At 53.4% G+C, this 25,216-nt stretch carries 24 protein-coding genes; 20 read left to right on the top strand and 4 right to left on the bottom strand.

The window, feature by feature from the left end:
• Positions 1-154: 154 nt before the first annotated feature.
• The gene (gene azuC / locus JBO43_RS03725) at positions 155-238 is read left to right on the top strand and encodes a stress response protein AzuC (protein ID WP_014832437.1); all 84 of its coding nucleotides are present in this window, start codon (positions 155-157) and stop codon (positions 236-238) included.
• Positions 239-346: 108 nt separating this feature from the next.
• A complete protein-coding gene (locus tag JBO43_RS03720; protein WP_095282433.1) occupies positions 347-598 on the top strand; it encodes a DUF2766 family protein in 252 nt (83 codons plus the stop codon).
• A gap of 134 nt (positions 599-732) precedes the next feature.
• Here the strand turns inward: JBO43_RS03720 and JBO43_RS03715 are convergent, their stop codons facing one another.
• Positions 733-2,076: an anaerobic C4-dicarboxylate transporter gene (locus JBO43_RS03715; RefSeq protein WP_095282432.1), complete on the bottom strand. Its 1,344-nt coding sequence runs from the start codon at positions 2,074-2,076 to the stop codon at positions 733-735.
• Positions 2,077-2,217: 141 nt separating this feature from the next.
• Positions 2,218-2,721, bottom strand: a complete 504-nt coding sequence (locus tag JBO43_RS03710; RefSeq protein ID WP_202673735.1) for a non-heme ferritin-like protein — start codon at positions 2,719-2,721, stop codon at positions 2,218-2,220.
• Positions 2,722-2,933: 212 nt separating this feature from the next.
• On the opposite strand from JBO43_RS03710, the gene JBO43_RS03705 reads away from it, so the two are divergent.
• From JBO43_RS03705 to otsA, 6 genes are all read left to right on the top strand, one after another.
• Positions 2,934-3,491 carry a DJ-1 family glyoxalase III gene (locus tag JBO43_RS03705; protein ID WP_095282431.1) on the top strand — a complete coding sequence of 186 codons (558 nt, stop codon included), beginning with the start codon at positions 2,934-2,936 and terminating at the stop codon, positions 3,489-3,491.
• A gap of 316 nt (positions 3,492-3,807) precedes the next feature.
• Positions 3,808-4,797 carry an arabinose ABC transporter substrate-binding protein AraF gene (gene araF, locus JBO43_RS03700; RefSeq protein WP_095282430.1) on the top strand — a complete coding sequence of 330 codons (990 nt, stop codon included), beginning with the start codon at positions 3,808-3,810 and terminating at the stop codon, positions 4,795-4,797.
• A gap of 66 nt (positions 4,798-4,863) precedes the next feature.
• Positions 4,864-6,378, top strand: coding sequence for an L-arabinose ABC transporter ATP-binding protein AraG (gene araG / locus JBO43_RS03695; RefSeq protein ID WP_202673734.1), 1,515 nt, complete (start codon positions 4,864-4,866; stop codon positions 6,376-6,378).
• 14 nt (positions 6,379-6,392) lie between these two features.
• Entirely contained in the window at positions 6,393-7,373 is a 981-nt protein-coding gene (gene araH, locus JBO43_RS03690; protein ID WP_103946100.1) for an L-arabinose ABC transporter permease AraH, read from the top strand.
• A 164-nt stretch (positions 7,374-7,537) separates the two neighbouring features.
• Positions 7,538-8,344, top strand: coding sequence for a trehalose-phosphatase (gene otsB, locus JBO43_RS03685; protein ID WP_095282427.1), 807 nt, complete (start codon positions 7,538-7,540; stop codon positions 8,342-8,344).
• Complete coding sequence (gene otsA / locus JBO43_RS03680) at positions 8,319-9,743, top strand: alpha,alpha-trehalose-phosphate synthase (RefSeq protein WP_202673951.1); 1,425 nt, start codon at positions 8,319-8,321, stop codon at positions 9,741-9,743. Before otsB ends, otsA begins: the two co-directional genes overlap by 26 nt.
• Before the next feature lie 19 nt (positions 9,744-9,762).
• Here the strand turns inward: otsA and uspC are convergent, their stop codons facing one another.
• Positions 9,763-10,188: a universal stress protein UspC gene (gene uspC / locus JBO43_RS03675; RefSeq protein ID WP_095282426.1), complete on the bottom strand. Its 426-nt coding sequence runs from the start codon at positions 10,186-10,188 to the stop codon at positions 9,763-9,765.
• A 795-nt stretch (positions 10,189-10,983) separates the two neighbouring features.
• On the opposite strand from uspC, the gene flhD reads away from it, so the two are divergent.
• The 6 genes from flhD (at position 10,984) to cheW (ending at position 16,420) form a co-directional block, all read left to right on the top strand.
• Positions 10,984-11,334: a flagellar transcriptional regulator FlhD gene (flhD, locus tag JBO43_RS03670; RefSeq protein WP_095282425.1), complete on the top strand. Its 351-nt coding sequence runs from the start codon at positions 10,984-10,986 to the stop codon at positions 11,332-11,334.
• 2 nt (positions 11,335-11,336) lie between these two features.
• Positions 11,337-11,915 (top strand): flagellar transcriptional regulator FlhC, encoded by a 579-nt coding sequence (gene flhC, locus JBO43_RS03665; protein WP_095284306.1) that lies wholly within the window; start codon positions 11,337-11,339, stop codon positions 11,913-11,915.
• Positions 11,916-12,038: 123 nt separating this feature from the next.
• Positions 12,039-12,926 carry a flagellar motor stator protein MotA gene (motA, locus tag JBO43_RS03660; RefSeq protein ID WP_095282424.1) on the top strand — a complete coding sequence of 296 codons (888 nt, stop codon included), beginning with the start codon at positions 12,039-12,041 and terminating at the stop codon, positions 12,924-12,926.
• Positions 12,923-13,852 carry a flagellar motor protein MotB gene (gene motB, locus JBO43_RS03655; protein ID WP_095282423.1) on the top strand — a complete coding sequence of 310 codons (930 nt, stop codon included), beginning with the start codon at positions 12,923-12,925 and terminating at the stop codon, positions 13,850-13,852. The genes motA and motB overlap by 4 nt, the downstream gene beginning before the upstream one ends.
• 4 nt (positions 13,853-13,856) lie before the next feature.
• Positions 13,857-15,896, top strand: a complete 2,040-nt coding sequence (gene cheA / locus JBO43_RS03650) for a chemotaxis protein CheA (protein WP_202673733.1) — start codon at positions 13,857-13,859, stop codon at positions 15,894-15,896.
• A 20-nt stretch (positions 15,897-15,916) separates the two neighbouring features.
• Entirely contained in the window at positions 15,917-16,420 is a 504-nt protein-coding gene (gene cheW, locus JBO43_RS03645; RefSeq protein ID WP_095282421.1) for a chemotaxis protein CheW, read from the top strand.
• A 128-nt stretch (positions 16,421-16,548) separates the two neighbouring features.
• Here the strand turns inward: cheW and JBO43_RS03640 are convergent, their stop codons facing one another.
• Positions 16,549-17,808: a dicarboxylate/amino acid:cation symporter gene (locus tag JBO43_RS03640; protein WP_095282420.1), complete on the bottom strand. Its 1,260-nt coding sequence runs from the start codon at positions 17,806-17,808 to the stop codon at positions 16,549-16,551.
• Between the two features lie 433 nt (positions 17,809-18,241).
• On the opposite strand from JBO43_RS03640, the gene JBO43_RS03635 reads away from it, so the two are divergent.
• The 6 genes from JBO43_RS03635 (at position 18,242) to tar (ending at position 25,213) form a co-directional block, all read left to right on the top strand.
• Positions 18,242-18,811 carry a Csu type fimbrial protein gene (locus tag JBO43_RS03635; protein ID WP_095282419.1) on the top strand — a complete coding sequence of 190 codons (570 nt, stop codon included), beginning with the start codon at positions 18,242-18,244 and terminating at the stop codon, positions 18,809-18,811.
• A gap of 14 nt (positions 18,812-18,825) precedes the next feature.
• Complete coding sequence (locus tag JBO43_RS03630) at positions 18,826-19,374, top strand: Csu type fimbrial protein (RefSeq protein WP_095282418.1); 549 nt, start codon at positions 18,826-18,828, stop codon at positions 19,372-19,374.
• A 15-nt stretch (positions 19,375-19,389) separates the two neighbouring features.
• Positions 19,390-20,139 (top strand): fimbrial biogenesis chaperone, encoded by a 750-nt coding sequence (locus JBO43_RS03625; protein WP_095282417.1) that lies wholly within the window; start codon positions 19,390-19,392, stop codon positions 20,137-20,139.
• Entirely contained in the window at positions 20,115-22,499 is a 2,385-nt protein-coding gene (locus JBO43_RS03620) for a fimbria/pilus outer membrane usher protein (RefSeq protein WP_202673732.1), read from the top strand. Before JBO43_RS03625 ends, JBO43_RS03620 begins: the two co-directional genes overlap by 25 nt.
• Positions 22,496-23,461 carry a Csu type fimbrial protein gene (locus JBO43_RS03615; protein ID WP_095282415.1) on the top strand — a complete coding sequence of 322 codons (966 nt, stop codon included), beginning with the start codon at positions 22,496-22,498 and terminating at the stop codon, positions 23,459-23,461. The genes JBO43_RS03620 and JBO43_RS03615 overlap by 4 nt, the downstream gene beginning before the upstream one ends.
• An 84-nt stretch (positions 23,462-23,545) precedes the next feature.
• Positions 23,546-25,213, top strand: coding sequence for a methyl-accepting chemotaxis protein II (gene tar, locus JBO43_RS03610; RefSeq protein ID WP_174348389.1), 1,668 nt, complete (start codon positions 23,546-23,548; stop codon positions 25,211-25,213).
• Positions 25,214-25,216: the final 3 nt, after the last annotated feature.

Genomic DNA, 25,216 nt, shown 5'->3' with positions numbered 1-25,216 from the left:
CCTATGGATTTGCCGTGATTTTTTATAACAACTTGGCAGCATTGTTGGTTTTATAACCGTGATACACATCACATAACCATTGATTTTTGTGATGCTGGTCATATTATATGCGCATAGACAATAACACCTGCATAACACATTACCGGAGCATAAAATGAAACTGCGCAAAATCCTGAAAAGCATGTGGGCAAACTACTGCAATACGTTCAAAGACGTACCACCAGGCGCAATGTTCTGATGAAAAAAACCTGCTTCGGCAGGTTTTTTTGTGCCTGCGGTCGACGAGAGGGAAGATGAAAGGGCACTCATTTTGTTACTATGGCGCTCTTTATTGAAGGAGCTTCCTATGTCTCAAAATCTGAGCGCCGATCAGGAACTGGTATCTGACGTCGTCGCGTGCCAGTTGGTCATCAAACAAATCCTGGATGTGTTAGACGTTATCACCCCGACCGAAGTGCGGGAAAAAATGTCCACCCAACTGAAAAACATCGATTTCACCAGCCATCCTGCTGCGGCGGATCCCGTTACGCTTCGCGCCATTCAAAAAGCCATTGCGCTTATCGAACTCAAGTTCACACCGCAGGGTGAGTCACACTAAAATAAACCGATGTTTTGAATTTTGAAACAGGTTTTTGCCGGGTGGCGCTTCGCTTACCCGGCCTACAAAACCCCGTAGGCCCGTGCAAACGAAGTGCCGCCGGGCGTCTTTGACTGGCAGCACGCTGTTCGCGATTAGAAGAAGGTTTGCACCAGCAGATAACTGGCGGCACAGGCGCAGCTCACGCCGATCAGCCCCGGCAGAATAAAGCTGTGGTTGATAATAAACTTGCCGATTTTGGTCGTACCGGAGCGGTCAAAGCCAATACAGGCCAGATCGCTTGGATAAGTCGGCAGGACGAAATAGCCGTAAGAGGCCGGGAAGAATGCGATTAACATTTTCGGCTCGATGCCCAGCATCAGGCCCATCGGTGCGACGGCGGTGAGCGCTGCGGCCTGGCTGTTCACCAGTTTAGAGACCAGGAACAGTACGATGGCATAGGTCCACGGATGACTTTTCACCACGCCCTCCAGCGCCATTTTCAGCTCGTCGAGGTGCGCCTGGAAAAAGGTATCGCTCATCCACGCGACGCCGAACACCGAGAAAATCGCCACCATCCCGGCTTTAAATACGGCGCCGTTCGAAATGGCGGAGGCATTGACCTTACAGGCAATCAGCATCACGGCCCCGGCAATCAGCATCATCATCTGAATCACCAGGTTCATCGACAACGCCGTCATTTTACCTTTAATTTCGAAGGCAGGTCGTAAATCGGGCAGGGCACCCAGCAGAACCACCACGGCGATCCCGGCGAAGAAAATCCATGTTGACCAGTACGCCTGCTTCGGAAAGCGCTGATTCATTAGCGTTTCGGTGCTGCCGTAAATAAATTCGCGCTGTTTTGGGTCGGTTAATTTCTCCTGAAACTCAGCGTCATCAGCCAGATCTTTCCCGCGACGCAGGCTCCAGAGCGCGGCGATCATCACGCCAAACAGCGAGGCGGGAACCGAAACGGCCAGAATCTCAAGGATGCCCCACGCCTGACCTACACCGTGCTGAGCGCCAATGATCGATACCAGCGACACCACAGCGACAGAGACCGGAGAGGCGGTAATTGCCATCTGCGAAGCGATGGAAGCAACGGCCATTGGGCGTTCCGGACGAATTCCTTTTTTCAGCGCGATATCAGCGATGATCGGAAACATGGTGTAAACCACGTGCCCGGTGCCACACAGAAACGTCAACATCCAGGTAGTGAAAGGTGCGAGGAGGGTAATGTGCTGCGGATGCTTGCGCAGTAAACGCTCAGCAAACTGCATCATCACGTTCAAACCGCCTGCAGTCTGTAACGTGGCGGCACAACCAATCACCGCGAGAATAGTCAGCATCACATCGACCGGCGGTTTGCCGGGCTGTAAGCCGAATACAAAGCTTAAAATGAACAGGCCGATACCGCTTATCAGCCCAAGACCCATTCCGCCAAACCGTGTTCCCACCAGCAGGCAGAGAATAATGACAATAAACTCAATGGTGATCATGAAGCTCCCTCGTCAATCAAAGTGAAATGAATTAAATCATTTCACTTTGTAAGTGTATTGGCTGGGAGCCAGATCAGATTTGTTAAATTTCAATAAAAGCAGAGACTTGGTAACTATTAATTAACAATTACGGTAAAGGGATCAGTGATGCTGATAATTCACCACGTTGAGCAGATGCTGATCGGTCTGCTCCATACACAGCCCGGCGCGTTTTGCGCTGCGCACCTCATCCAGAATGGTTTTCAATAACAATCCATCCTGCTGCTGCTCTTTCCCCATGTCGTGCAAGAAATCCAGAATAGTGTCGTCCTTTAGGGCCTTCGCTTCACCGGCTAAGGAATTGAGCATACTCAGGCGCTGCTCATACTCGTCGAGGGTTTTCTGGAACAATTCTTCCAGCGATGAATAAGACTCTTCGGATATCACGCGGGCTTTAACAATCGGATTTGCACCGACTTGTTTCATAAATTCGAACACCCGCATCATTTGGGTGATATTGCTTTGTGCCTGGGTGCGCAGGAAGGTGGCGGTGCCATTGAGGCTGTGCTCTGAACACCAGTCGCTCAAGTGTAAATAGAGAATTGACGCGTTGAATTCGAGATTCATCTGGGTGTTGAGCTTTTGAATCATTCCTGAAGTCGTCATTATAATATCCTTATTTCTGAACGGGATGATTACTAACAGAATAAAGCCGTTCAGCATCATCTTAATGTGACCGGCTATCCATTTCCCCTCATTAAAAAAGAATAACGCCATCAATTCGCCTTTCTAAGGAACTGTGATCCACGTACAAGTTTGACTTATGACATCTTGTAAAATGAAACGATGTTTTATCTATTTTATGCGTGGAGATCATAATGGCAAAGGTTGCAGTGTTATTGGCACCAGGATTTGAAGAAGCGGAAGCAATTATCACGATTGATATCCTGCGACGGATGCAGATTGAGGTCGAGACGTTGGCCTGCGCGGAGTCTCGCGCGGTAGTGAGCTATCATAATATTCCGATGGTGGCAGACGGGACGCTAACGGAGCGTGCAGATACCCTGTATGACGCAGTCGTTCTGCCGGGCGGGCCGCAGGGGAGTGTGAATCTGGCCGCCAGCAAGGAAGTGATTGCTTTTGTGAAAGCCCACGATGATGCCGGAAAACTCATCTGTCCGATCTGCTCTGCCGCTGCCCGTGTGCTGGGCGGAAATGGCCTGCTGAAAGGCCGTCGCTACGTCTGTTCCGGGGAACTGTGGGAAACGGTCAAAGACGGAGAATATGTTGATGCGCCGGTCGTGGAAGACCAAAATCTGCTCAGCGGCAAAGGTCTGGGGCATGCCTTTGATTTTGCCCTGACGCTCTCGGCACGTTTGCTGGGAGACGAAGCTCCGGTGCGTGACCACGCCGATCACATTTACTACGCCTGGTAATTTTTCTGTCGGGCGCTACGGCGCCCGCCTTACAGGGACATGTTAGCTAACCTCATGGATAATTCTGCTTAAACCCTCACTATTTGTCCGACAATACCCCTCATTTTTATGTCATTTATCGCTGAATCTATGTACGCAATTACTGTAATTCTGCGGTGTGATGGCGCTCTCTTATGGATGATTAATTTCCCGCTAAAACTATCTCCAGCACTATCGCTTATTACAGGTTTAGCGCTAATGCCTTGTTTTAAGTCCGATTAAATAGAAAGCACGACAATATACCCTACATAAAAGAATGCTAATGCTGGAGTTAACCATGCACAAATTTACTAAAACGCTGGCGGCCATCGGCCTGGCTGCCGTTATGTCACAATCCGCTATGGCAGAGAATTTAAAACTCGGTTTCCTGGTCAAACAGCCAGAAGAACCCTGGTTCCAGACTGAATGGAAATTTGCCGATAAAGCCGGGAAAGATCTGGGCTTTGACGTCATTAAAATTGCCGTTCCCGACGGTGAAAAAACCTTAAACGCCATCGATAGCCTCGCAGCCAGCGGTGCGAAAGGATTTGTGATTTGTACGCCGGACCCAAAACTCGGATCGGCGATCGTGGCGAAAGCGCGTGGCTACGGCATGAAGGTGATTGCGGTTGACGATCAGTTCGTCAACGCCAAAGGCAAGCCGATGGACACCGTGCCGCTGGTGATGATGGCGGCCACCAAAATCGGTGAACGTCAGGGCCAGGAACTCTATAAAGAGATGCAAAAACGCGGCTGGGATGTGAAAGAGAGTGCGGTGATGGCTATCACCGCGGATGAGCTGGATACCGCTCGCCGCCGCACCTCCGGTTCGATGGAAGCGTTGAAAGCCGCCGGTTTCCCGGAAAAACAGATCTATAAAGTGCCCACCAAATCCAACGATATCCCGGGTGCATTTGATGCCGCCAACTCGATGCTGGTGCAGCACCCGGAAGTGAAACACTGGCTGGTGGTCGGCATGAACGACAACACGGTCTTAGGCGGCGTTCGTGCAACCGAAGGCCAGGGCTTTAAAGCACCTGATGTTATCGGCATCGGCATTAACGGTGTAGATGCGGTGAGTGAACTGTCCAAAGCGCAGGCGACCGGCTTCTACGGATCGCTCCTGCCAAGCCCGGATGTTCACGGCTATAAATCCAGCGAAATGCTCTATAACTGGGTCACCAAAGACGCCGAGCCACCGAAATTCACTGAAGTCACCGACGTGGTGCTGATCACCCGCGACAACTTCAAAGAGGAGCTGGCGAAAAAAGGGCTGGGCGGTAAGTAACTTGTTGTGATTGCGCCCCTCGCTGCTGAGGGGCCAGACGTACACTACTGGAATCTCGGAGACGTTATGCAACAGTCTGACCCGTATCTCTCTTTTCGCGGCATCGGTAAAACCTTTCCCGGTGTAAACGCGCTGACCGATATCAGTTTTGACTGCTATCCCGGTCAGGTTCACGCCCTGATGGGGGAGAACGGCGCGGGGAAATCCACGCTGTTGAAAATCCTTAGCGGCAACTACGCCCCGACCACCGGCTCGCTTGTGTTGCGCGGTGAAGAGGTGGCGTTTGCCGATGCCACAGCGGCGCTGAATGCCGGGGTCGCCATTATTTATCAGGAACTGCATCTGGTGCCTGAAATGACGGTGGCGGAGAACATCTATCTGGGGCAATTGCCTCACAAGAGTGGGATCGTCAATCGCTCGCTGCTCAATTACGAAGCCGGGCTGCAACTCCAGCACCTCGGGCTGGATATTGATCCACAAACACCGCTGAAATATCTGTCGATTGGTCAATGGCAGATGGTGGAAATCGCCAAGGCGCTGGCACGAAACGCCAAGATCATCGCCTTTGATGAGCCGACGAGCTCACTTTCTGCGCGAGAAATCGACAATCTGTTCCGTGTAATCCGCGAACTGCGCAAAGAAGGGCGCATCATTTTATACGTCTCGCACCGCATGGAAGAGATCTTCGCCCTGAGCGATGCGATAACGGTGTTCAAAGACGGACGCTACGTGCGCACCTTTACCGATATGCAGCAGGTGAATCACGACCAGCTGGTGCAGGCGATGGTGGGCCGTGAACTGGGGGATATCTACCACTGGCAGCCGCGACAATACGGCACGGAACGCCTGCGCCTGAACGGTGTAAAAGCACCTGGTGTGCGCACGCCAATCAGCCTGTCGGTGCGCAGCGGTGAAATTGTCGGCCTGTTCGGGCTGGTTGGCGCGGGGCGCAGCGAGCTGATGAAAGGGCTTTTTGGCGGGACGCGAATCACCGAAGGGCAGGTCTATATCGACGGTCAGCCGGTGGATATTCAGAAACCGGCCCATGCCATTCGCGCGGGCTTAATGCTCTGCCCGGAGGACCGAAAAGCCGACGGGATCATTCCTGTCCATTCGGTGCGGGACAATATCAATATCTCCGCACGGCGCAAATTTATCCGTGCCGGATGCCTGATAAACGACGGCTGGGAAACCAGCAATGCCGATCACCACATTCGTGCGCTGAATATTAAAACCCCCGGTGCCGAGCAGCTGATCATGAACCTTTCTGGCGGGAATCAGCAAAAGGCGATTCTCGGGCGCTGGCTGTCGGAGGAGATGAAAGTCATTTTGCTCGATGAGCCGACGCGCGGCATCGATGTTGGGGCCAAGCACGAGATTTATAACGTCATCTATGCGCTGGCAAAACGCGGCGTGGCGGTATTGTTCGCCTCAAGCGATCTGCCCGAAGTGTTGGGCGTCGCTGACCGCATCATCGTGATGCGCGAAGGGGATATTGCCGGTGAGTTGTTACATGAACAGGCGAATGAACAACAGGCGTTGAGCCTCGCCATGCCTAAAGTTAGCCAGGCTGTCGCCTGAGCAAGGAGTCAATGATGTCCTCTGTTACTTCCTCCCGTGCGCCAAAGTCGGCTTTTAACCTTGGGCGTATCTGGGATCAATACGGGATGCTGGTGGTGTTTGCGGTCCTGTTTATTGGCTGTGCGATTTTTGTGCCGAACTTCGCCAGTTTTATCAATATGAAAGGGCTTGGGCTGGCGATCTCGATGTCGGGCATGGTCGCCTGCGGGATGCTGTTTTGCCTGGCTTCGGGTGATTTCGACCTTTCTGTCGCGTCGGTTATCGCCTGCGCTGGGGTGACGACGGCGGTGGTCATCAACATGACCGAAAGCCTGTGGATAGGCGTGTTAGCCGGTCTGATGCTCGGCGTTCTCAGCGGTCTGGTGAACGGTTTCGTTATTGCACGCCTGAAAATTAACGCCCTGATTACCACGCTTGCCACTATGCAGATTGTGCGCGGTCTGGCCTATATTATCTCTGACGGTAAAGCTGTAGGCATCGAAGACGAACGCTTCTTTACCCTCGGCTATGCCAACTGGCTGGGTCTGCCTGCACCTATCTGGCTGACGGTGGGGTGCCTGATCATCTTCGGTTTCCTGCTCAACAGAACCACGTTTGGCCGTAACACGCTGGCGATTGGTGGCAATGAAGAAGCGGCGCGTCTGGCGGGTGTTCCGGTGGTGCGCACCAAGATTATTATCTTTGTGCTCTCCGGGCTTGTGTCGGCGGCGGCGGGGATTATTCTGGCCTCACGTATGACCAGCGGTCAGCCGATGACCTCGATTGGTTATGAGCTGATTGTTATCTCGGCCTGCGTTTTGGGTGGCGTTTCGCTGAAAGGCGGCATCGGAAAAATCTCATATGTGGTCGCCGGTATATTGATTCTCGGTACCGTCGAGAATGCCATGAACCTGCTGAATATCTCCCCGTTCTCTCAGTACGTGGTTCGCGGCCTAATCCTGCTGGCAGCGGTGATCTTCGACCGTTACAAGCAAAAAGCGAAACGTACCGTATAAGGAAATTCAGGAGCAACTTTTAAGTCTAGTTCTACCTCCTTGCCGCCTGCCAGCTTTGCTGGTGGGCGGTTTGCTAAATGGCGAGCAGCGTCACACTGTCTATACTTACATGGCTACTGAGATGTTAAATGTCTTACATCTCGAAAACCGTAAGGAGGATAAGGGTGGCTGATTCGTTAACCGTACCGCCTGCACTAACCGGAGAATTTGCATTCTTTTTTGACCTCGACGGAACGCTCGCCGAGATCAAACCTCATCCCGACCAGGTGGTTTTACCCGCCGATATTCTCCGGGTGTTGCACCAGCTCTCCGGGATGAGTCAGGGAGCATTGGCATTGATATCAGGGCGCTCAATGGCCGAGCTAGATGAGCTCGCCAGGCCTTACCGTTTTCCGCTTGCCGGTGTGCACGGAGCGGAGCGCCGCGACATCCATGACAACGCGCATATCGTCTCACTCCCTTCCACGCTCATTCAGACGCTCACGGCGCAGCTTACGTCTGCGCTGGAACGTCTTCCAGGAACGGAACTGGAAGCCAAAGGGATGGCCTTTGCGCTGCACTACCGACAGGCTCCTCAGCATGAGGCTGCAATAACGGCGCTGGCAGAATCTGTCGTGGCAGCGAACCCGCAACTTGCCCTGCAGCCGGGTAAATGCGTGGTCGAAATCAAACCCAAAGGCATCAATAAAGGCGAGGCGATTAAGGCCTTTATGACCGAGGCACCGTTTGCGGGCAGAACGCCGGTATTTGTCGGTGACGATTTGACGGATGAGAGCGGGTTTAGCGTAGTCAATCAGGCCGGAGGGGTATCAATTAAAGTCGGGCAGGGTGAAACCTGCGCCGCATGGCGACTGGCGAACGTAGCCAGCGTCTGGGAATGGGTCACTGAAGTCGCTAACCAGCAACAACAAGAAAAAATAGCGCATAACAACAGGAGAAAACATGATGGGTCGCTTAGTCGTAGTCTCTAACCGAATTGCGCCACCGGACGATAAAAAATCCAGCGCGGGTGGTCTGGCGGTGGGGATTTTAGGTGCCTTAAAATCAGCGGGTGGGCTGTGGTTTGGCTGGAGCGGTGATGTCGGTAACGAGGATCAGCCGCTAAAAAAGGTGACGCAGGGGAATATCACCTGGGCATCGTTTAATCTTGGCGAAAAGGATTACGAAGAGTATTACTCGCAGTTTTCCAACGCCGTGCTGTGGCCCGCGTTTCACTATCGTCTGGACCTGGTCAAATTCCAGCGGGAATCGTTTGAAGGGTACATGCGCGTCAATGCGCTGCTGGCGGATAAACTGCTGCCTTTAATCGAGGAAGACGATATTTTATGGATCCACGATTATCACCTGATTCCGTTTGCCAGCGAGCTGCGCAAAAGGGGAGTGAATAACCGGATCGGCTTCTTCCTGCATATCCCGTTCCCGACGCCAGAAATCTTTAACGCCTTGCCGCCACACGAAGAACTGCTTGAAGGATTATGCGATTACGATTTGCTGGGATTCCAGACTGAAAATGACCGACTGGCATTTCTGGACAGTGTTTCCGGCAAGACGCGCGTGACTACCCGCAGCGGCAAGTCCCACACCGCGTGGGGTAAAATGTTCAATACGGAAGTGTATCCCATTGGTATTGAACCCGATGAGATAGCGACCGACGCCTCTGGCCCGTTACCGCCGAAGCTGGCACAGCTTAAAAGTGAGCTGAAAAACGTCAAAAATATCTTCTCCGTCGAACGTCTGGATTACTCCAAAGGCTTGCCGGAGCGATTCCTGGCCTACGAACGCCTGCTGGATAAATTCCCGCAGCATCACGGTAAAATTCGTTACACGCAGATTGCGCCGACATCCCGTGGAGAGGTGCAAGCTTATCAGGATATCCGCCATCAGTTAGAGACTGAAGCCGGGCGGATAAACGGGCGCTACGGCCAGCTTGGCTGGACGCCGCTTTACTATTTGAACCAACATTTTGATCGTAAGGTGTTGATGAAAGTGTTCCGCTATTCCGAAGTGGGACTGGTCACACCCCTGCGCGATGGCATGAATCTGGTGGCAAAAGAGTATGTTGCCGCACAAGATCCGAAAGACCCTGGCGTGCTGGTGCTATCGCAGTTTGCCGGAGCAGCCAATGAACTGAGTTCAGCGCTGATCGTTAATCCCTATGACAGCGATGATGTGGCAAATGCGCTGGACAGGGCGCTTACCATGCCGCTGACAGAGCGTATTGCACGGCATGCTGAGATGATGAAGGTCATACGCGAAAACGATATTAACCACTGGCAGGAGCATTTTATTCGCGATCTTGAGCGGACAACTCCTCGAACTGTGGAGAGCAACCTGCAAAAAAAGGTCGCAACCTTCCCTAAACTCGCCTGAGTTCAGCCCCTCGGCGGCATCAGTTGCCGAGGGGAACCAGCAGTACGTCGACCAGACTTGAGCCTACAATCGCTTTGGCTGAACACGCGGCGCGCGAGAAAAAGCTGTGGTTGTGGTTGCCACAAATGACCAGGTCGACATGTTCTTTACGGCAAATATCGAGAATATGTGCGCTTAGCTCCCCCGTGGCGATAAAAGTCCGTGCGATAGGGTACTGGGCCTTTTCCTCCAGCTCCTGCAAAAACACCTGCGTCTCTTCCTGTAAAAGACCACGAATGTCTTCCAGCATAGGGGCTGCAAGCTGATTGTACATTTCCGGTTCGGTCGCCAGAGTAATCAGGCTAACCCGCGCATTAAGCGGACGGGCGATAGAAACTGCGCGTGCCACGAGCTGATGGCTTTCTGGCGTCACTGCAACGCAAACAAGAACATGAGAGTAACTCATCACTCACTCCTTTGATTGTCAGAGACTGATGGTTCATCACCATTAGCGCGATTCTTTGCGCTTCGCAAGAGGGCAATACGACATTGGTGTGACGCTTATCATAATTATTCATTAATTATTCTTATAAAACGAATAGTGTCATAACCCAACATAACCACGGAAATGTGCTACTTAACGTAAATACCACAATGTTAATAATTGGCCGACGAATCGTTTTAACCCGTTATCAACAAAATGGCGATCGTTACTCATTGAAACTAGTTAGTTTTATTTAACGACTAACATTATGTTTTTTATGGGTTTTTATTTTACCCCTTCTCAAGGGGCTTATTCTCTAATCCGCGCACAGAGAAGGGTTTTAAACCAAAAGAGCCGTATGCGGGGAATGTTCATCCCTCTGCATGAGTATTCGTTCATTCAGAATATAAAAGTGTACTCTTTGAGCAAAAAACAACCAACTTAGAAGTCATACTGATGGATTAATCTGAGTTTATGGCTTAAATTGTGTGACGTGGATCACATTTTTTTTAAATTTCGGGAGGGGCTGCATTGTATGTCTCAAAACTGACGAGTAGAGTTGCCTCGAATTAGGAAAAATCTTAGTTATTTGTAAGAATTGATAAAGCGCGTAGGAAAGGGATCATCATTTAAACATCGCGTGTTTTATCCAGTTTACCCCTTAATTCGACTATGCATTTTCGCCTTTTCTTTTTTTTTACCGGGGTTTTCCCGGCGACATCACGGGGTGCGGTCTTACCGCATAAAAATAATAGTTGGTTATTCTGGATGGGAAAAATGCATACATCCGAGATGCTGAAACATGTCTATGACATTAATTTGTCATACTTATTACTTGCGCAGCGTTTGATTAGTCAGGACAAACCGTCCGCAATGTTCCGTCTGGGTATCAGCGAAGAGATGGCAACAACGCTCGGCGGATTAACCCTCCCTCAGATGGTCAAACTGGCAGAAACCAATCAGCTGGTTTGTCAGTTCCGCTTCGACAGTCATCAGACCATTACCCGTCTGACCCAGGATTCACGCGTTGACGATCTGCAACAGATCCACACCGGAATTTTGCTTTCCACCCGCCTTCTCACCGAAATCAGCCAGCCTGACGAAGTGGCCCGCAAGAAAAGGGCTTAATGATGAGCGAAAAAAGCATTGTTCAGGAAGCTCGCGACATTCAGTTGGCAATGGAACTGATCACGTTGGGTGCTCGCTTACAAATGCTGGAAAGCGAGACTCAACTGAGCCGCGGTCGTCTTATCAAATTGTACAAAGAATTGCGCGGCAGTCCGCCACCGAAAGGTATGCTGCCGTTTTCAACGGACTGGTTTATGACCTGGGAGCAAAACATCCATGCATCGATGTTTTGCAACGCCTGGCAATTTCTTCTGAAAACAGGTTTGTGTAGCGGCGTGGACGCCGTGATCAAAGCTTACAAACTCTACCTTGAACAATGTCCCCAGCCGGAAGAAGGGCCTTTACTGGCACTGACCCGCGCCTGGACTCTGGTGCGCTTTGTTGAGAGTGGTCTGTTGCAATTGTCGCGCTGTAACTGCTGTGACGGCAACTTTATCACCCATGCTCATCAGCCAGCAGGTAGCTTTGCCTGCAGTTTATGCCAGCCGCCATCCCGTGCGGTAAAAAGACGTAAACTTTCCCCGGAAGCTGCCGATATTATTCCACAACTGCTGGATGAACAGATCGAACAAGCTGTTTAACCCGAACTCGTGGGCAAGATTCCAGCAGCGGTAAGCAATTACCGCTGCTTTTTTTTACCCTGCGATCCGGTTATGCCTTCGAACTGGACGTCCTGCCATAGTCACTAGCGGAAGGATGATGTCGTGCTTATCTTATTAGGTTACCTGGTTGTTATCGGTACAGTTTTCGGCGGTTATATGATGACCGGCGGACACCTGGGAGCACTCTATCAACCGGCTGAACTGATTATCATCGGCGGCGCAGGGGTAGGTGCTTTTATCGTTGGTAACAACGGTAAATCAATCAAAGGGACGCTGAAGGCGCTCCCGTTGCTGTTTCGTCGTTCGAAATACACCAAAAGCATGTATATGGATTTGCTGGCGCTGCTCTATCGCTTAATGGCGAAATCGCGTCAACAAGGCATGTTCTCGCTGGAGCGTGATATTGAGAACCCGAAAGAGAGTGAAATTTTTGCCAGCTATCCACGTATTCTCGCCGACGCGATGATGCTGGATTTCATCGTCGATTATCTGCGACTGATTATCAGCGGCAACATGAACACCTTCGAAATCGAAGCGCTGATGGACGAAGAGATCGAAACGCACGAAAGCGAATCCGAAGTGCCAGCTAACGCCCTGGCGCTGGTGGGTGACTCCTTGCCCGCATTCGGTATCGTCGCGGCGGTAATGGGCGTGGTTCATGCCCTGGCGTCCGCCGATCGTCCAGCGGCTGAGTTGGGGGCGCTGATTGCCCACGCAATGGTGGGAACATTCCTCGGTATTCTTCTCGCTTACGGATTTATCTCTCCGCTGGCAAGCGTGCTGCGCCAGAAAAGTGCTGAAACTACCAAGATGATGCAGTGCGTGAAGATAACGTTGCTCTCTAACCTGAACGGTTATGCACCGCCAATCGCGGTGGAATTCGGACGTAAAACTCTGTATTCCAGCGAACGTCCGTCGTTCATCGAGCTTGAAGAACACGTGCGCGCCGTGAAAAACCCAAACCAACAGACGACGACTGAGGACGCATGAAAAATCAGTCCCATCCCATCGTCATAGTCAAAAAGCGCAAGCACAAAAGTCATGGCGGCGGCTCTCATGGCTCGTGGAAAATCGCTTATGCGGACTTTATGACCGCAATGATGGCGTTTTTCCTGGTGATGTGGCTGATCTCCATTTCCAGCCCGAAAGAGCTGATTCAGATTGCGGAGTATTTCAGAACACCGCTGGCGACGGCGGTCACGGGTGGACAGCGTATTTCTAACAGTGAAAGCGTGATCCCCGGTGGCGGTGATGACTACACCCAACAAAAGGGTGAAGTGAAACGAGAGCCTAATATCGACGAGCTTAAAAAACGCATGGAGCAAGCGCGGTTGAAAAAACTGCGTGGCGACCTCGATCAGCTCATCGAGGCGGACCCAAAACTGCGCGCGCTGCGTCCGCATTTAAAAATTGATCTGGTGCAGGAAGGGTTACGTATCCAGATTATTGATAGCCAGAACCGCCCGATGTTCAAAACCGGCAGCGCGGAAGTCGAGCCTTACATGCGCGATATTCTGCGCGGTATTGCGCCGGTGCTGAACGGTATTCCTAATCGCATCAGCCTCTCTGGTCATACGGACGACTTCCCGTATGCCAACGGCGAGAAGGGATACAGCAACTGGGAGCTTTCTGCCGATCGTGCCAACGCCTCGCGTCGCGAGCTGGTTATCGGTGGGCTTGATGAAGGCAAAGTCCTGCGCGTCGTCGGTATGGCCGCCACCATGCGCGTCACCGACCGTGGCCCGGACGATGCCATTAACCGTCGTATCAGTCTTTTAGTGCTCAATCAGCAGGCGGAGCAGACCATTCTGCACGAAAACGCCGAAAGCCAGAATGAGTCACTGGACGATTTAAAACAGCCAGGGGCAGTTCCTTCGGCTGCCGTTCCAACATCGCCACCAGCCAATCCGAGGTGATAGCGTGAGCATGGATATTAGCGATTTTTACCAGACGTTTTTTGATGAAGCCGACGAGTTGTTGGCGGACATGGAGCAGCATCTGCTGAATTTAGTGCTTGAGGCGCCGGATTCAGAACAGCTCAACGCCATTTTCCGTGCAGCACATTCCATTAAAGGTGGTGCCGGTACATTTGGTTTTACCGTTCTGCAGGAAACGACCCATTTAATGGAGAACCTGCTGGATGAAGCTCGTCGCGGTGAGATGCAGCTCAACACCGACATTATTAACCTGTTTTTGGAAACCAAAGATATTATGCAGGAACAGCTCGACGCCTATAAAAGCTCGCAAGAGCCAGATGCTGCAAGCTTTGAATACATCTGCAACGCTCTGCGCCAGTTAGCTCTGGAAGCGAAGGGCGAAGCGGCTGCACCTGCGGTCAGCGCGGCAAAATTGAGTGTGGTAGATGCACTGGCGTCAGAAGACGCGACCCCGCCAGCAGCCGAAGAAAAGCTGCGCGTGGTTCTCTCTCGTCTGAAAGAGAGTGAAGTCAATCTGCTGGAAGAAGAACTGGGCAATCTGGCGACGTTAAGCAATATCGTCAAAGGACCGGACAGCCTGGCTGCCACCATTGATGGTGGTATCGGTCAGGATGATATTGTCGCGGTACTGTGCTTCGTGATTGAAGCCGACCAGATTACCTTTGAAACCGAAGCGGCTGCCGTTGAAGCGCCTGCTGAAGTGGCTGAAGTCCTGGCCGCACCAGAAGCCAGCGCGCCAGCCGTTGTTGCCTCAGCGCCTGCGCTGAAAGCCGTGCCAACTGAAACGGGCGCACCTAACCGCGCTGAGCGTGAAAAACCGGCCGCCCGTAGCAGCGAATCAACCAGTATCCGCGTCGCGGTAGAGAAGGTCGATCAGCTGATTAACCTGGTCGGCGAGCTGGTGATTACCCAGTCGATGCTGGCGCAACGTTCTAACGAACTGGACCCGGTGACGCACGGCGATCTGATTACCAGCATGGGTCAGTTACAACGTAACGCCCGTGACCTGCAAGAATCGGTGATGTCCATCCGTATGATGCCGATGGAATACGTGTTCAGCCGTTTCCCGCGCCTGGTTCGCGATTTGGCCAGTAAACTCAATAAGCAAATTGAACTGACTCAGCTCGGAAGTTCTACCGAGCTGGATAAGAGCCTGATTGAGCGCATTATCGATCCGTTAACGCACCTGGTACGTAACAGCCTCGACCACGGTATCGAATCCCCGGAAAACCGTATTGCGGCGGGGAAATCCCCGGTCGGCAACCTGATTCTCTCCGCAGAACATCAGGGCGGGAACATCTGCATCGAAGTTACCGATGACGGCGCGGGTCTGAATCGTGAACGTATTCTGGCGAAAGCGCTTTCGCAAGGCATGTCGGTTAACGAAAACATGACCGACGAAGAAGTGGGAATGCTGATCTTCGCGCCTGGTTTCTCGACGGCTGAGCAGGTGACTGATGTGTCCGGGCGTGGCGTGGGCATGGACGTGGTGAAACGTAACATCCAGGAGATGGGTGGCCACGTTGAGATCAAATCTAAGCAAGGTTCGGGTACTACGATTCGGATTCTGCTCCCGCTGACGCTGGCGATCCTTGACGGGATGTCGGTGAAGGTCGCGGGTGAAGTGTTTATTCTGCCGCTGAATGCGGTGATGGAATCCCTGCAGCCGCGTGATGAAGATTTGCATCCACTGGCAGGCGGTGAACGCGTGCTCGAAGTGCGTGGCGAATACCTGCCGCTGGTGGAATTGTGGAAAGTGTTTGAAGTCGAGGGGGCGAAAACCGAAGCGACTCAGGGCATCGTGGTTATTCTGCAAAGCGCGGGTCGCCGCTATGCGCTGCTGGTCGATCAGTTGATTGGTCAGCACCAGGTGGTGGTGAAAAACCTCGAAAGCAACTACCGCAAAGTGCCGGGAATTTCAGCTGCCACCATCCTTGGCGATGGCAGCGTCGCACTGATCGTCGATGTGTCGGCGCTTCAGGGTTTAAATCGTGAACAACGTGTGGCGTACACAGCCGCCTGATTAGTTAAGAAGGTAAAAACATGACCGGTATGAGTAATGTAACGAAACTGGCCGGCGAGCCATCAGGGCAGGAATTCCTGGTTTTCACTTTAGGCGATGAAGAGTACGGCATCGATATTCTTAAAGTGCAGGAGATTCGCGGCTACGATCAGGTGACTCGCATTGCCAACACGCCTTCCTTCATTAAAGGTGTGACCAACCTGCGTGGAGTAATTGTCCCTATCGTCGACCTGCGCGTGAAATTCAGCCAGGGTGACGTGGAGTATAACGACAACACCGTGGTGATCGTCCTGAATCTGGGCCAGCGCGTGGTGGGTATTGTGGTCGATGGCGTGTCTGACGTGCTGTCCCTGACCGCCGACCAGATCCGTCCGGCCCCGGAATTTGCGGTGACGCTGTCGACCGAATATCTGACCGGTCTGGGCGCACTGGGTGACCGTATGCTGATTCTGGTGAACATCGAGAAACTGCTGAACAGCGACGAGATGGCTCTGCTGGATATCGCGGCAAGCCACGTGGCGTAAGGTTAGTGATGTTAAAAGGAAGGCATCAGCCTTCCTTTTTTTTGCCCGGCGGCGCTGCGCTTGCACGGGCCTACGGAAATCACGTTGTAGGCCGGGTAAGCGTAAACGCTACCCGGCTTTTTTACGTCTTACGCTTCCTGCTGCACCAGCTCCGGCTCTTCTTCCAGCAGTCCCTCATTTTGTGCCAGCATCGCGGTTGCAATGCCGTTGCCCAGCACGTTAATCGCGGAACGGCCCATATCGAGGAAATGATCGATCCCCATCAGCAGCAAAATACCCGCCACTGGAATATGGAAGCTCGGAATGGTGGCAGCTAACACCACAAGCGCCGAGCGCGGTACGCCAGCGATGCCTTTTGAGGCCAGCATCAGTGTCAGCATCAGTACCGTCACTTCGGCAAAACTCAGATGGATATTATAAGCCTGGGCGATAAACATCGATGCAAAAGAGCAATACACCATTGAGCCTACCAGGTTAAAGGAGTAACCGATTGGCAAAACGAATGACACGATATTGCGTGAGCAGCCAAAACGGGTGAGTTGTTCAAGCGTTTTCGGGTACGCCGCTTCCGAACTACTGGTAGTAAACGCCACCAGAACCGGATCTTTGAGCATGCTGACCAGGCGGAAGACCTCTTTTTTCAGCACCATATAGCCCACAGCCAGCAGCACCAGACAGGTGAGCAGAATGGCTACGTAATATCCGCCAATAAATGACGCGTAGTTAAGCAAAATACCCAGCCCCTGCGTCGCAATAACCGATGAGATCGCCGCGAAAATAGCCAGTGGCGCAACGTACATTACGTATCCCGTCACTTTCAGCATGATGTGAGATACCACATCCAGCGCCGCAACGAGCGGAGCGTTGAATTTCTCGCCGAGAGACGCGCCGCCAATGCCGAAGAACATTGAGAAGACCACGATCTGCAGAATTTCGTTATTCGCCATCGCGCCGACAATACTGGTCGGGATGGTGTGCGACAGGAATCCCTTTAATGACATGCCGCTGACGGCCAGCCCTGTATCAACAGATTCAACCGGGATCGCCAGATTCAGGCCCGCGCCGGGTTGTTCCAGCGTGACGATAAATAAGCCCACCAGAATAGACAGCACTGAGGAACTGATAAACCACACCATGGCTTTGCCGCCGACGCGACCAATGGTGGACGTTTCGCCGAGTTTCATGATGCCCACCGTCAGTGTGCTAAACACCAGCGGAGCGATAACCATTTTGATCAGTCGGAGGAAAATATCGGTGAGGAGTGTGATGTTGTCTGCCCAGGTCGCGATAGCGTCGGGTGACGCGTACTCGTGAATGACTGCCCCTGAAAGAATACCCGCCAGCATGAAAATCACGATGAACAGCGTGAGTTTGTTTGCACTTGCCACGAAAAAAGACCCTCTGTTATGCGCCTAAGTTTTCATCAGTGCGCTGAGTCATATAATTTTTTAATTTCAGCGCGCCAATGCATTCATCGCATAAATTGAAGTAAAGCGTATGGAGATACAACAATTTTTTAAGTTTTATTAAATTTGTTGTTCAAGATGACGCGATATATTGTGATGCTAATCACATTATGATGAATATATCCTCTGTTTAGAGGGTAATAAGCATCTTTAAAAAATCATAACTCATTGTTTTAAAGATGAATAACAGAGCAATACGGCAAAAGCATGAGTCAAAACAGCCTAAGTGGTTGAACCCTGATCCATAAACTAAATTCTCAATAAGCGCTGATTGGGAATGTTTAGTGGTGCTAACAGATTGAGTGGTATCAATAAAATACGAAAATGAAGGGCAACATTTACTGGAGGGCTGTAAATGAAAAATAAACTCCTTCTGATCTGTACGGGCAGTATGCTGGCGTTAGCGGCGCATCAGGCGATGGCAGTGACCAGCAGCGGGACCATCGGCGCGACGTTGACCTTAACCAACGGTTGCCTGATCAACGGCTCTCCGACGCAAAACGGTATTAACTTCGGTAGCCTCGACTTCGGGACGCATCCCGCCACCTTCTCGACCCTCACCACCCAGCTAGCGGGTGCCAGCGGGGGCAACACTTTCACCATTCAGTGTACGACCGCCAGCTATACGGTAGCGATTACCGGGAATACCAACTCCACTGCGCCGGGCACCGTTGTCGGTACACCAGGCACGCCAGCCCGCTATCTGGTCAACACCGCTAACACCGCACAGGGCGTGGCCTATAGCCTGTTTAGCGACAGCGGATTTAACAACATTGTCGCCAACAACGCACCACTTCCGGTGGCCTCCACCGCAGGCGGCGTCGACAGTTACACCTTGTATGGCCGAATTACCGGGGGCGGCAACAGCGTGACTGTGGTTCCAGGAACTTATACGGACACCATTAACGTTAGCGTGACCTACTAGCCTAAGCGCCAGAAATGACCATTGCTTTTGCACGTCTGCGTAAAATCGCAGAGGGAAAACTGCGCCTTTTTTTTGCGCTCATCGTTGGCGTATGGCCTGCGGGAATGGCGCATGCGGTTACCTCGCAGTCATTTCAGGTATCCGCGACGATCACCCCAGGTTGCTCGGTGACGACGGGCACGGGCGGGGTGCTTGGATCGCTGAATTTTGGTACCCGCTCAGGCGTGGCGACAGGGCAGGTGAATACCAGTTTTGTGCCGAATGGATCGTTATCTATCGCCTGCACGCCGAATGTTGCACTGAGTATGAGCATCGATGGAGGACAACATTACGCTTCGGTGCGCCGTATGCAGCGCGCCAGCGGCACCGAAATGGTGGCATACCGCCTGTACAGCAGCAGTTCGCTGGCAGCAAACAGTGAGATCGGGGTCAATCAGGCCGTGCCGGTAACCTATACCAACAGCAATAACATTGCGCTACCGCTCTTTGGTGTGGCGCTGTTGACGGGGTTTAGCCCCGCCGGAACGTATTCAGATCAACTCACCGTGACCTTGTCATGGTGAAAAGGGAGAAGGTCAATGAAGTCATCATTTACTCGCTATGGCGTACTGGGGATGTGGGCCATATTGGCCGTGATGGCAAACCGGGCGAATGCGGCGGCGACCATACTGCTGTGGCCGATTGACCCCTGGCTCTCTGCGGATACCAAAGCCACGGAGCTGTGGATCCAGAATCAGGGAAACAGCGCAACCACCATGCAAGTGCGGATTATGCGCTGGAAGCAGGAGAACGGATTCGAGCGCTACACCGCCCAGCAGGATGTGGTCGCCAGCCCGCCGATTGTGACCATCGGCAAAGACGGTAAACAACTGATTCGCTTGATCAAACAAAGCAATATCCCGATGGGCGTTGAGCAAGCCTACCGCATTATCGTGGATGAAATCCCCCAGCCCGGAGACAAATCCCAGCCGGAAATCGGGCTGAAAATCCAGATGCGTTATTCCATTCCGCTGTTTGTTTACGGTCAGGGGATCCCGACCATCAAAGAAGGTGCACACCATGCCCTGGCCGACACGCAAAACCTGAGCTGGAAGATTATCCAGGAGGACGGAAAACCCGCATTACAGGTGCGTAATCGGGGGGATGTTCACGTCCGCTTAAGTCAGGTGGCGCTGGATCAACGGACCATCGCCGACGGTCTACTTGGCTATGTTCTCCCGGACAGCACCCGCAGCTGGCCGCTTCCGGCTGGTGTGCAACAGGCCCGCCAGATGAGTGCGCAAATTAATGCCGGGAACACGCAATGGCAGTCGGCGCCCGTCCACTGAAACCGGCGATGATAATCCTGCTTTGCGTCACAACAAGCGCCTGGGCCGAAACCGGTGATGACAGTTTACCGCCACCGCCGGATGCGCAGGCACTCAACAGCGAAGCAGTATTTCAGCTCTCGGTAGTGATAAACCACTACGACACTGGACTGGTGGTCCCCGTCACGCAGCGCAACGGCACGTTTTTTATCTCCAGTGCCGATCTGCTACGCGCCGGGTTGCCGCCGGAGCAAGTGCCAACGGGTGAAGTCGATTTATCAAAACTGGCAAAAGTGCGTGTGGAATATGACAGTGCTGCCCAGCGCCTGTTGCTCAGTGTGCCGCGCGACTGGGTATCGGCCCGCATTACGCCGTTCGGCGGGGAAAATGCGCAAAGTAAACCCCGTTACGGTAAAGGCGCGTTGCTCAATTACGATCTCTATACCAATCACACCGAACACATCGGCGGCCAGGCATCGCTCTGGCACGAGTTCCGCTATTTCAATGAAAACGGTTCGCTCTCATCTACCGGCTATACGCGTAAAAGCTTTGCCGGAGACAATGGTCAGCAGGAAGGGTACGTGCGCTACGACACGACCATGATGTTCACCAATGAAGATGACGCCACCACCTGGACCGCCGGAGATGTGATCAGCGATGCCCTGAGCTGGAGCAGCAGCGTGCGCATGGGCGGAATTAGCTACGGACGCGACTTCTCTCTGCGCCCGGACCTGGTCACCTGGCCGCTGCCGGAATTTTCCGGCGAAGCCGCGGTGCCGACGTCGGTGGATCTGTTCATCAACGGCTATCGCTCAGGCTCCACGCAACTCCAGCCCGGCCCGTTCACCCTGACCAATCTGCCTTACATCAATGGCGCTGGGGATGCGGTATTAATCACCACCGATGCGCTTGGGCGTCAGGTCAGTACCACCATGCCGTTTTATGTCACCAGCGATCTGCTCAAACAGGGGCTGAGCGACGGAGCCGTCACCCTAGGCAGCCTGCGTCGCAACTACGGCATTAAGAATTTTGATTACGGTCCCGCGGCGGGGAGTGGGTCATATCGCTACGGCGTGACCGACTGGCTGACGCTGGAAGGGCACGGCGAAGGGGCAGAAGAGTTGGCTCTGGGCGGGGCGGGGGCGGTGCTTAAACTGGGTCAATTTGGCGTGGTGAACTCTTCTTATACCCACAGTCAGATGCGTGGCGATAACGGCGGGCAGGTGAACTGGGGCTATCAGTACAGTACCAGTGCGTTTAGCCTGGCCACCCAGCATTCACGGCGCGATCGCGGGTATGGCAACCTGGCGCTGTACGATCAGCCGACTATTTATGATGAGCACGATCAGCCCATCGCCAGCCTCAGTCGCAATACCGACCAATATTCGCTGACCTTTAATCTCGGCAACTACGGCAATATTGGCGCAGCGTGGATTGGCGTCGAGAGTTTCGACAGCCAGAAAACTGAGCTGCTGAACCTGTCGTGGAGCCGCAACCTGTGGGGAAGTAGCAGTATTTATCTTGCCGCCAGCCGCGACCAGCAGCGCGGGGACTGGACGGTGGCGATGTCCCTGCAAATTCCGATTGGCGAGCGGGACAGCGCCGCCGTCACCTTTGAAAATACGCCAGATTCTGGCAGCACTCAGCGGATCAACTACAACCACTCGATGCCGACGGACGGCGGGCTGAGCTGGAATATGGCGTGGGCGAACCAGTCAAGATCCAACAACTATCAGCAGGGGACGCTCGGCTGGCGCAACAACAATATTGAACTGCAGGGCGGGGGATACGGCGAACGGGACATGATGACCTGGTGGGGTGAGGCGATGGGTTCGATTGTGCTGATGGATAACGAGCTGTTCGCGGCCAACAAAATCAACGACGCCTTCGTGGTGATCAGCACTGACGGGCATCCAGACGTGCCCGTCAATTATGAAAACCAGCCGGTCGGCAAAACCAACCGTAATGGCTATCTGCTGGTCAGCGGCGTGTCGGCCTACTATCCGGCCAGTTACAGTATCAACACGCTGAATTTACCCGCCGATACGCGTCTTAAAGAGACCGAGCGCCGCGTGGCAATCCGCCGCCACAGCGGTTATCTGGTGGATTTCCCGATGGAACAGGAGCGGGTGGCGAGTGTGATTCTGCATGACGCGCAAGGACAGGCGATCCCGGTCGGCAGCCAGGTACGACGCGCCTCGCGCAGTGCGGCAGTGGTCGGGTATGACGGCATCGCCTGGCTTGAAAATCTGACCGACGTTAACCCGCTGGAAGTCATCTTGCCTGAGGGAAAACGCTGTTATGCCACGCTCAGTATTGGTGCTAATCCCGAGCATAAATTGCAAACCTTCGGCCCGCTGACATGCCGGGAGGCCCCGTGAAACGCCTGCTGCTCGCCCTTTTTCTGCTGATGATGTCGGGTGGCAGTTGGGCGGCCTGTGTCATCAGCACCGTCAATGCGAATTTCGGCAGCGTTACCTCATTTGCCTTAAGCGGAACGGGGGAAGTCGAAACCACCGGTACCCTGGTGGTGAGCTGCGATGCGATCCTGAACTTGCTCACCAATGACTCCGTGACCCTGAACTACACCGCTGCGACCGTCTCGGCCAACAGCCGCGCGACCATGAAACGCACGGACAATGCCACCATCACCGATGTGATCCCTACGCGGCTCTGCGGGCTGTCGGGATGTTCCGGCAGCAGTGAAGTGCAAATTGCCAAAGCTTATACCTGGAGCGGCGCCACGCTGCTCAACCTGCTGGGGGCAAAGCAGTACAATATTCCGCTCTATTTTCGCACGGTGGCGGGGCAAAACGTGACGGCGGGGCCGTATCAGGTGGTGCTGACCTTTAGCATCAACTACAACGTCTGTTCCGTCGGGGCCGTCGGGCTGTGCCTCACGCCGCAAACCGGCACCGCCACCACCAGCATTACGCTGAATATGAATGTAACCAACGATTGCAGCGCGATGACTACGCCCAACGTCAATTTCAATAGCGCGCCGCTGGTGCAAAACTTTCCTACCGTCTCCCAGGCAATTTCCGTCACCTGCACCAAAGGCAGCACCTATACCATCGGCATCAACAATGGTGCCAACGCGTCGAATGGTGTGCGCCGGATGATGAGTGGCAATAACTTTATGAGTTACGACATCTATAAAGAGGCAACCACTAACCGCTGGGGCGGCAGCGGTACCGAGCGCTGGGCGAGCGCCGCCTCATCGCAACTGAGCACCGACGGGCTTTTGCGTACCTACAACTACACCGCCAAAGTGCTCACCAGCCAGACCACTCCGCCCGCCGGAACCTATACCGACACCCTAATCGTTGACGTCGCCTTCTGAACTGACGCTTTTCCCTTTCGCAAATGTAAAGTTCCTGCGGCCTTTGCCGATAACACCGTTAATAAATCTTAGAGAAGGTGTTGTATGTTGAACCGTATCCGCGTTGTCACGATGCTGATGATGGTGCTGGTCATTTTCGCACTTCTTCAGCTTATTTCCGGTGGGCTGTTTTTCTCATCCTTAAAAAATAACCAGCAGAGCTTTGCGACGTCGAACGATTTACGACTCCAGCAAAGTGAGCTGACATCGACCTGGGACCTGATGCTGCAAACGCGTATCAACCTGAGTCGTTCCTCCGCACGCATGATGATGGACCCGAATAATCAGCAGAGCAGTGCCAAAACCGATCTGCTGAAAAATGCGCGAGCCACCCTTGCCGACGCCGCAAAACATTACGACGCCTTCAAAAAAATCACGCCGATGCCTGCGATGGCCGAGGTAAGTCAGAACATCGACGAAAAATACACTCAGTATGCAGCCGGATTGACGGAGCTGATTCAGTTCCTTGAAAGCGGCAACATGGACGCCTATTTCGCACAGCCAACGCAGGGGATGCAAAACGCCCTCGGCAAGGCGCTGAGCGAATACGCCGCTGCCAGCAGCGAGCAGTATCACACCGCGTTCAACGAAAGCCAGAACGACTACCGTTTTGCCAAATGGCAGATGGCGATCCTGGCCCTGGCGTTAGTGATTGTGCTGGTTGGCGTGTGGTATGGCATTCGCGCCATTCTGCTTAATCCGCTGGGCCGGGTGATTGCGCACATCCGTGAAATTGCCAGCGGCGATCTGACCAAAACGCTCGCCATTTCTGGGCGCAATGAAATTACCGAACTGGCGAGCAGCGTGGATCACATGCAGCGCTCCCTGACGGATACCGTGACCAACGTGCGTCAGGGATCGGATGCGATTTATACCGGAACCAGCGAAATTGCGATGGGCAACAACGATCTCTCCTCCCGAACCGAAGAGCAGGCTTCTGCGCTGGAAGAGACCGCCGCCAGCATGGAAGAGCTCACCGCGACGGTGAAACAAAACGCCGATAACGCTCGTCAGGCCGCGCATCTGGCTGAAAGCGCCTCAGAAACCGCACAGCGGGGCGGCAAAGTGGTCGATGGCGTGGTGAAAACCATGCATGAGATTGCCGGTAGCTCGAAAAAGATCGCCGATATCATCAGCGTGATCGACGGCATTGCCTTCCAGACCAACATCCTGGCGCTGAACGCCGCCGTTGAAGCCGCCCGAGCGGGTGAGCAGGGGCGCGGGTTTGCCGTGGTCGCCGGTGAAGTGCGTAACCTGGCCAGTCGCAGCGCCAATGCGGCAAAAGAGATCAAAGCGCTGATTGAAGATTCTGTCGCCCGCGTCGATACCGGCTCCGTGCTGGTCGAAAGCGCCGGTGAAACCATGACCGATATCGTAAATGCGGTGACTCGCGTGACCGATATCATGGGGGAAATTGCCTCGGCGTCCGATGAGCAGAGTCGTGGGATCGACCAGGTGGCCCTGGCGGTTTCGGAAATGGATCGTGTCACACAACAAAACGCCGCGCTGGTGCAGGAGTCCGCTGCGGCGGCCGCTGCACTGGAAGACCAGGCGAGCCGTCTGAAGATGGCCGTCTCGGCGTTTCGCCTTACCTCAACACCTGTCAATTCGGCGTCGTCTCGGGCATCACATGCCGGGGCTGCGCCTGCCGCAAGGATGAGCAACACGCGTGCTACGGCAGCCGGACAAGATGAAAACTGGGAAACATTTTGATTG

The organism is Lelliottia jeotgali (genome assembly GCF_016771845.1).
In the GTDB taxonomy this organism is placed as follows: Bacteria; Pseudomonadota; Gammaproteobacteria; order Enterobacterales; family Enterobacteriaceae; genus Enterobacter; species Enterobacter jeotgali.
This window is presented reverse-complemented; position numbering and strand designations above follow the sequence as displayed.

Excerpts from the sequence above, each read along its gene's own strand:
- JBO43_RS03715 (WP_095282432.1), bottom strand. The coding sequence starts at position 2,076 with ATGATCACCATTGAGTTTATTGTCATTATTCTCTGCCTGCTGGTGGGA.
- JBO43_RS03625 (WP_095282417.1), top strand. The coding sequence starts at position 19,390 with ATGAAGTCATCATTTACTCGCTATGGCGTACTGGGGATGTGGGCCATA.
- JBO43_RS03710 (WP_202673735.1), bottom strand. The coding sequence starts at position 2,721 with ATGACGACTTCAGGAATGATTCAAAAGCTCAACACCCAGATGAATCTC.
- uspC (WP_095282426.1), bottom strand. The coding sequence starts at position 10,188 with ATGAGTTACTCTCATGTTCTTGTTTGCGTTGCAGTGACGCCAGAAAGC.
- azuC (WP_014832437.1), top strand. The coding sequence starts at position 155 with ATGAAACTGCGCAAAATCCTGAAAAGCATGTGGGCAAACTACTGCAAT.
- flhC (WP_095284306.1), top strand. The coding sequence starts at position 11,337 with ATGAGCGAAAAAAGCATTGTTCAGGAAGCTCGCGACATTCAGTTGGCA.
- cheW (WP_095282421.1), top strand. The coding sequence starts at position 15,917 with ATGACCGGTATGAGTAATGTAACGAAACTGGCCGGCGAGCCATCAGGG.
- JBO43_RS03635 (WP_095282419.1), top strand. The coding sequence starts at position 18,242 with ATGAAAAATAAACTCCTTCTGATCTGTACGGGCAGTATGCTGGCGTTA.
- JBO43_RS03720 (WP_095282433.1), top strand. The coding sequence starts at position 347 with ATGTCTCAAAATCTGAGCGCCGATCAGGAACTGGTATCTGACGTCGTC.
- flhD (WP_095282425.1), top strand. The coding sequence starts at position 10,984 with ATGCATACATCCGAGATGCTGAAACATGTCTATGACATTAATTTGTCA.
- JBO43_RS03620 (WP_202673732.1), top strand. The coding sequence starts at position 20,115 with ATGGCAGTCGGCGCCCGTCCACTGAAACCGGCGATGATAATCCTGCTT.
- otsA (WP_202673951.1), top strand. The coding sequence starts at position 8,319 with ATGGGTCGCTTAGTCGTAGTCTCTAACCGAATTGCGCCACCGGACGAT.
- JBO43_RS03705 (WP_095282431.1), top strand. The coding sequence starts at position 2,934 with ATGGCAAAGGTTGCAGTGTTATTGGCACCAGGATTTGAAGAAGCGGAA.
- araF (WP_095282430.1), top strand. The coding sequence starts at position 3,808 with ATGCACAAATTTACTAAAACGCTGGCGGCCATCGGCCTGGCTGCCGTT.
- motB (WP_095282423.1), top strand. The coding sequence starts at position 12,923 with ATGAAAAATCAGTCCCATCCCATCGTCATAGTCAAAAAGCGCAAGCAC.
- araG (WP_202673734.1), top strand. The coding sequence starts at position 4,864 with ATGCAACAGTCTGACCCGTATCTCTCTTTTCGCGGCATCGGTAAAACC.
- JBO43_RS03630 (WP_095282418.1), top strand. The coding sequence starts at position 18,826 with ATGACCATTGCTTTTGCACGTCTGCGTAAAATCGCAGAGGGAAAACTG.
- tar (WP_174348389.1), top strand. The coding sequence starts at position 23,546 with ATGTTGAACCGTATCCGCGTTGTCACGATGCTGATGATGGTGCTGGTC.
- araH (WP_103946100.1), top strand. The coding sequence starts at position 6,393 with ATGTCCTCTGTTACTTCCTCCCGTGCGCCAAAGTCGGCTTTTAACCTT.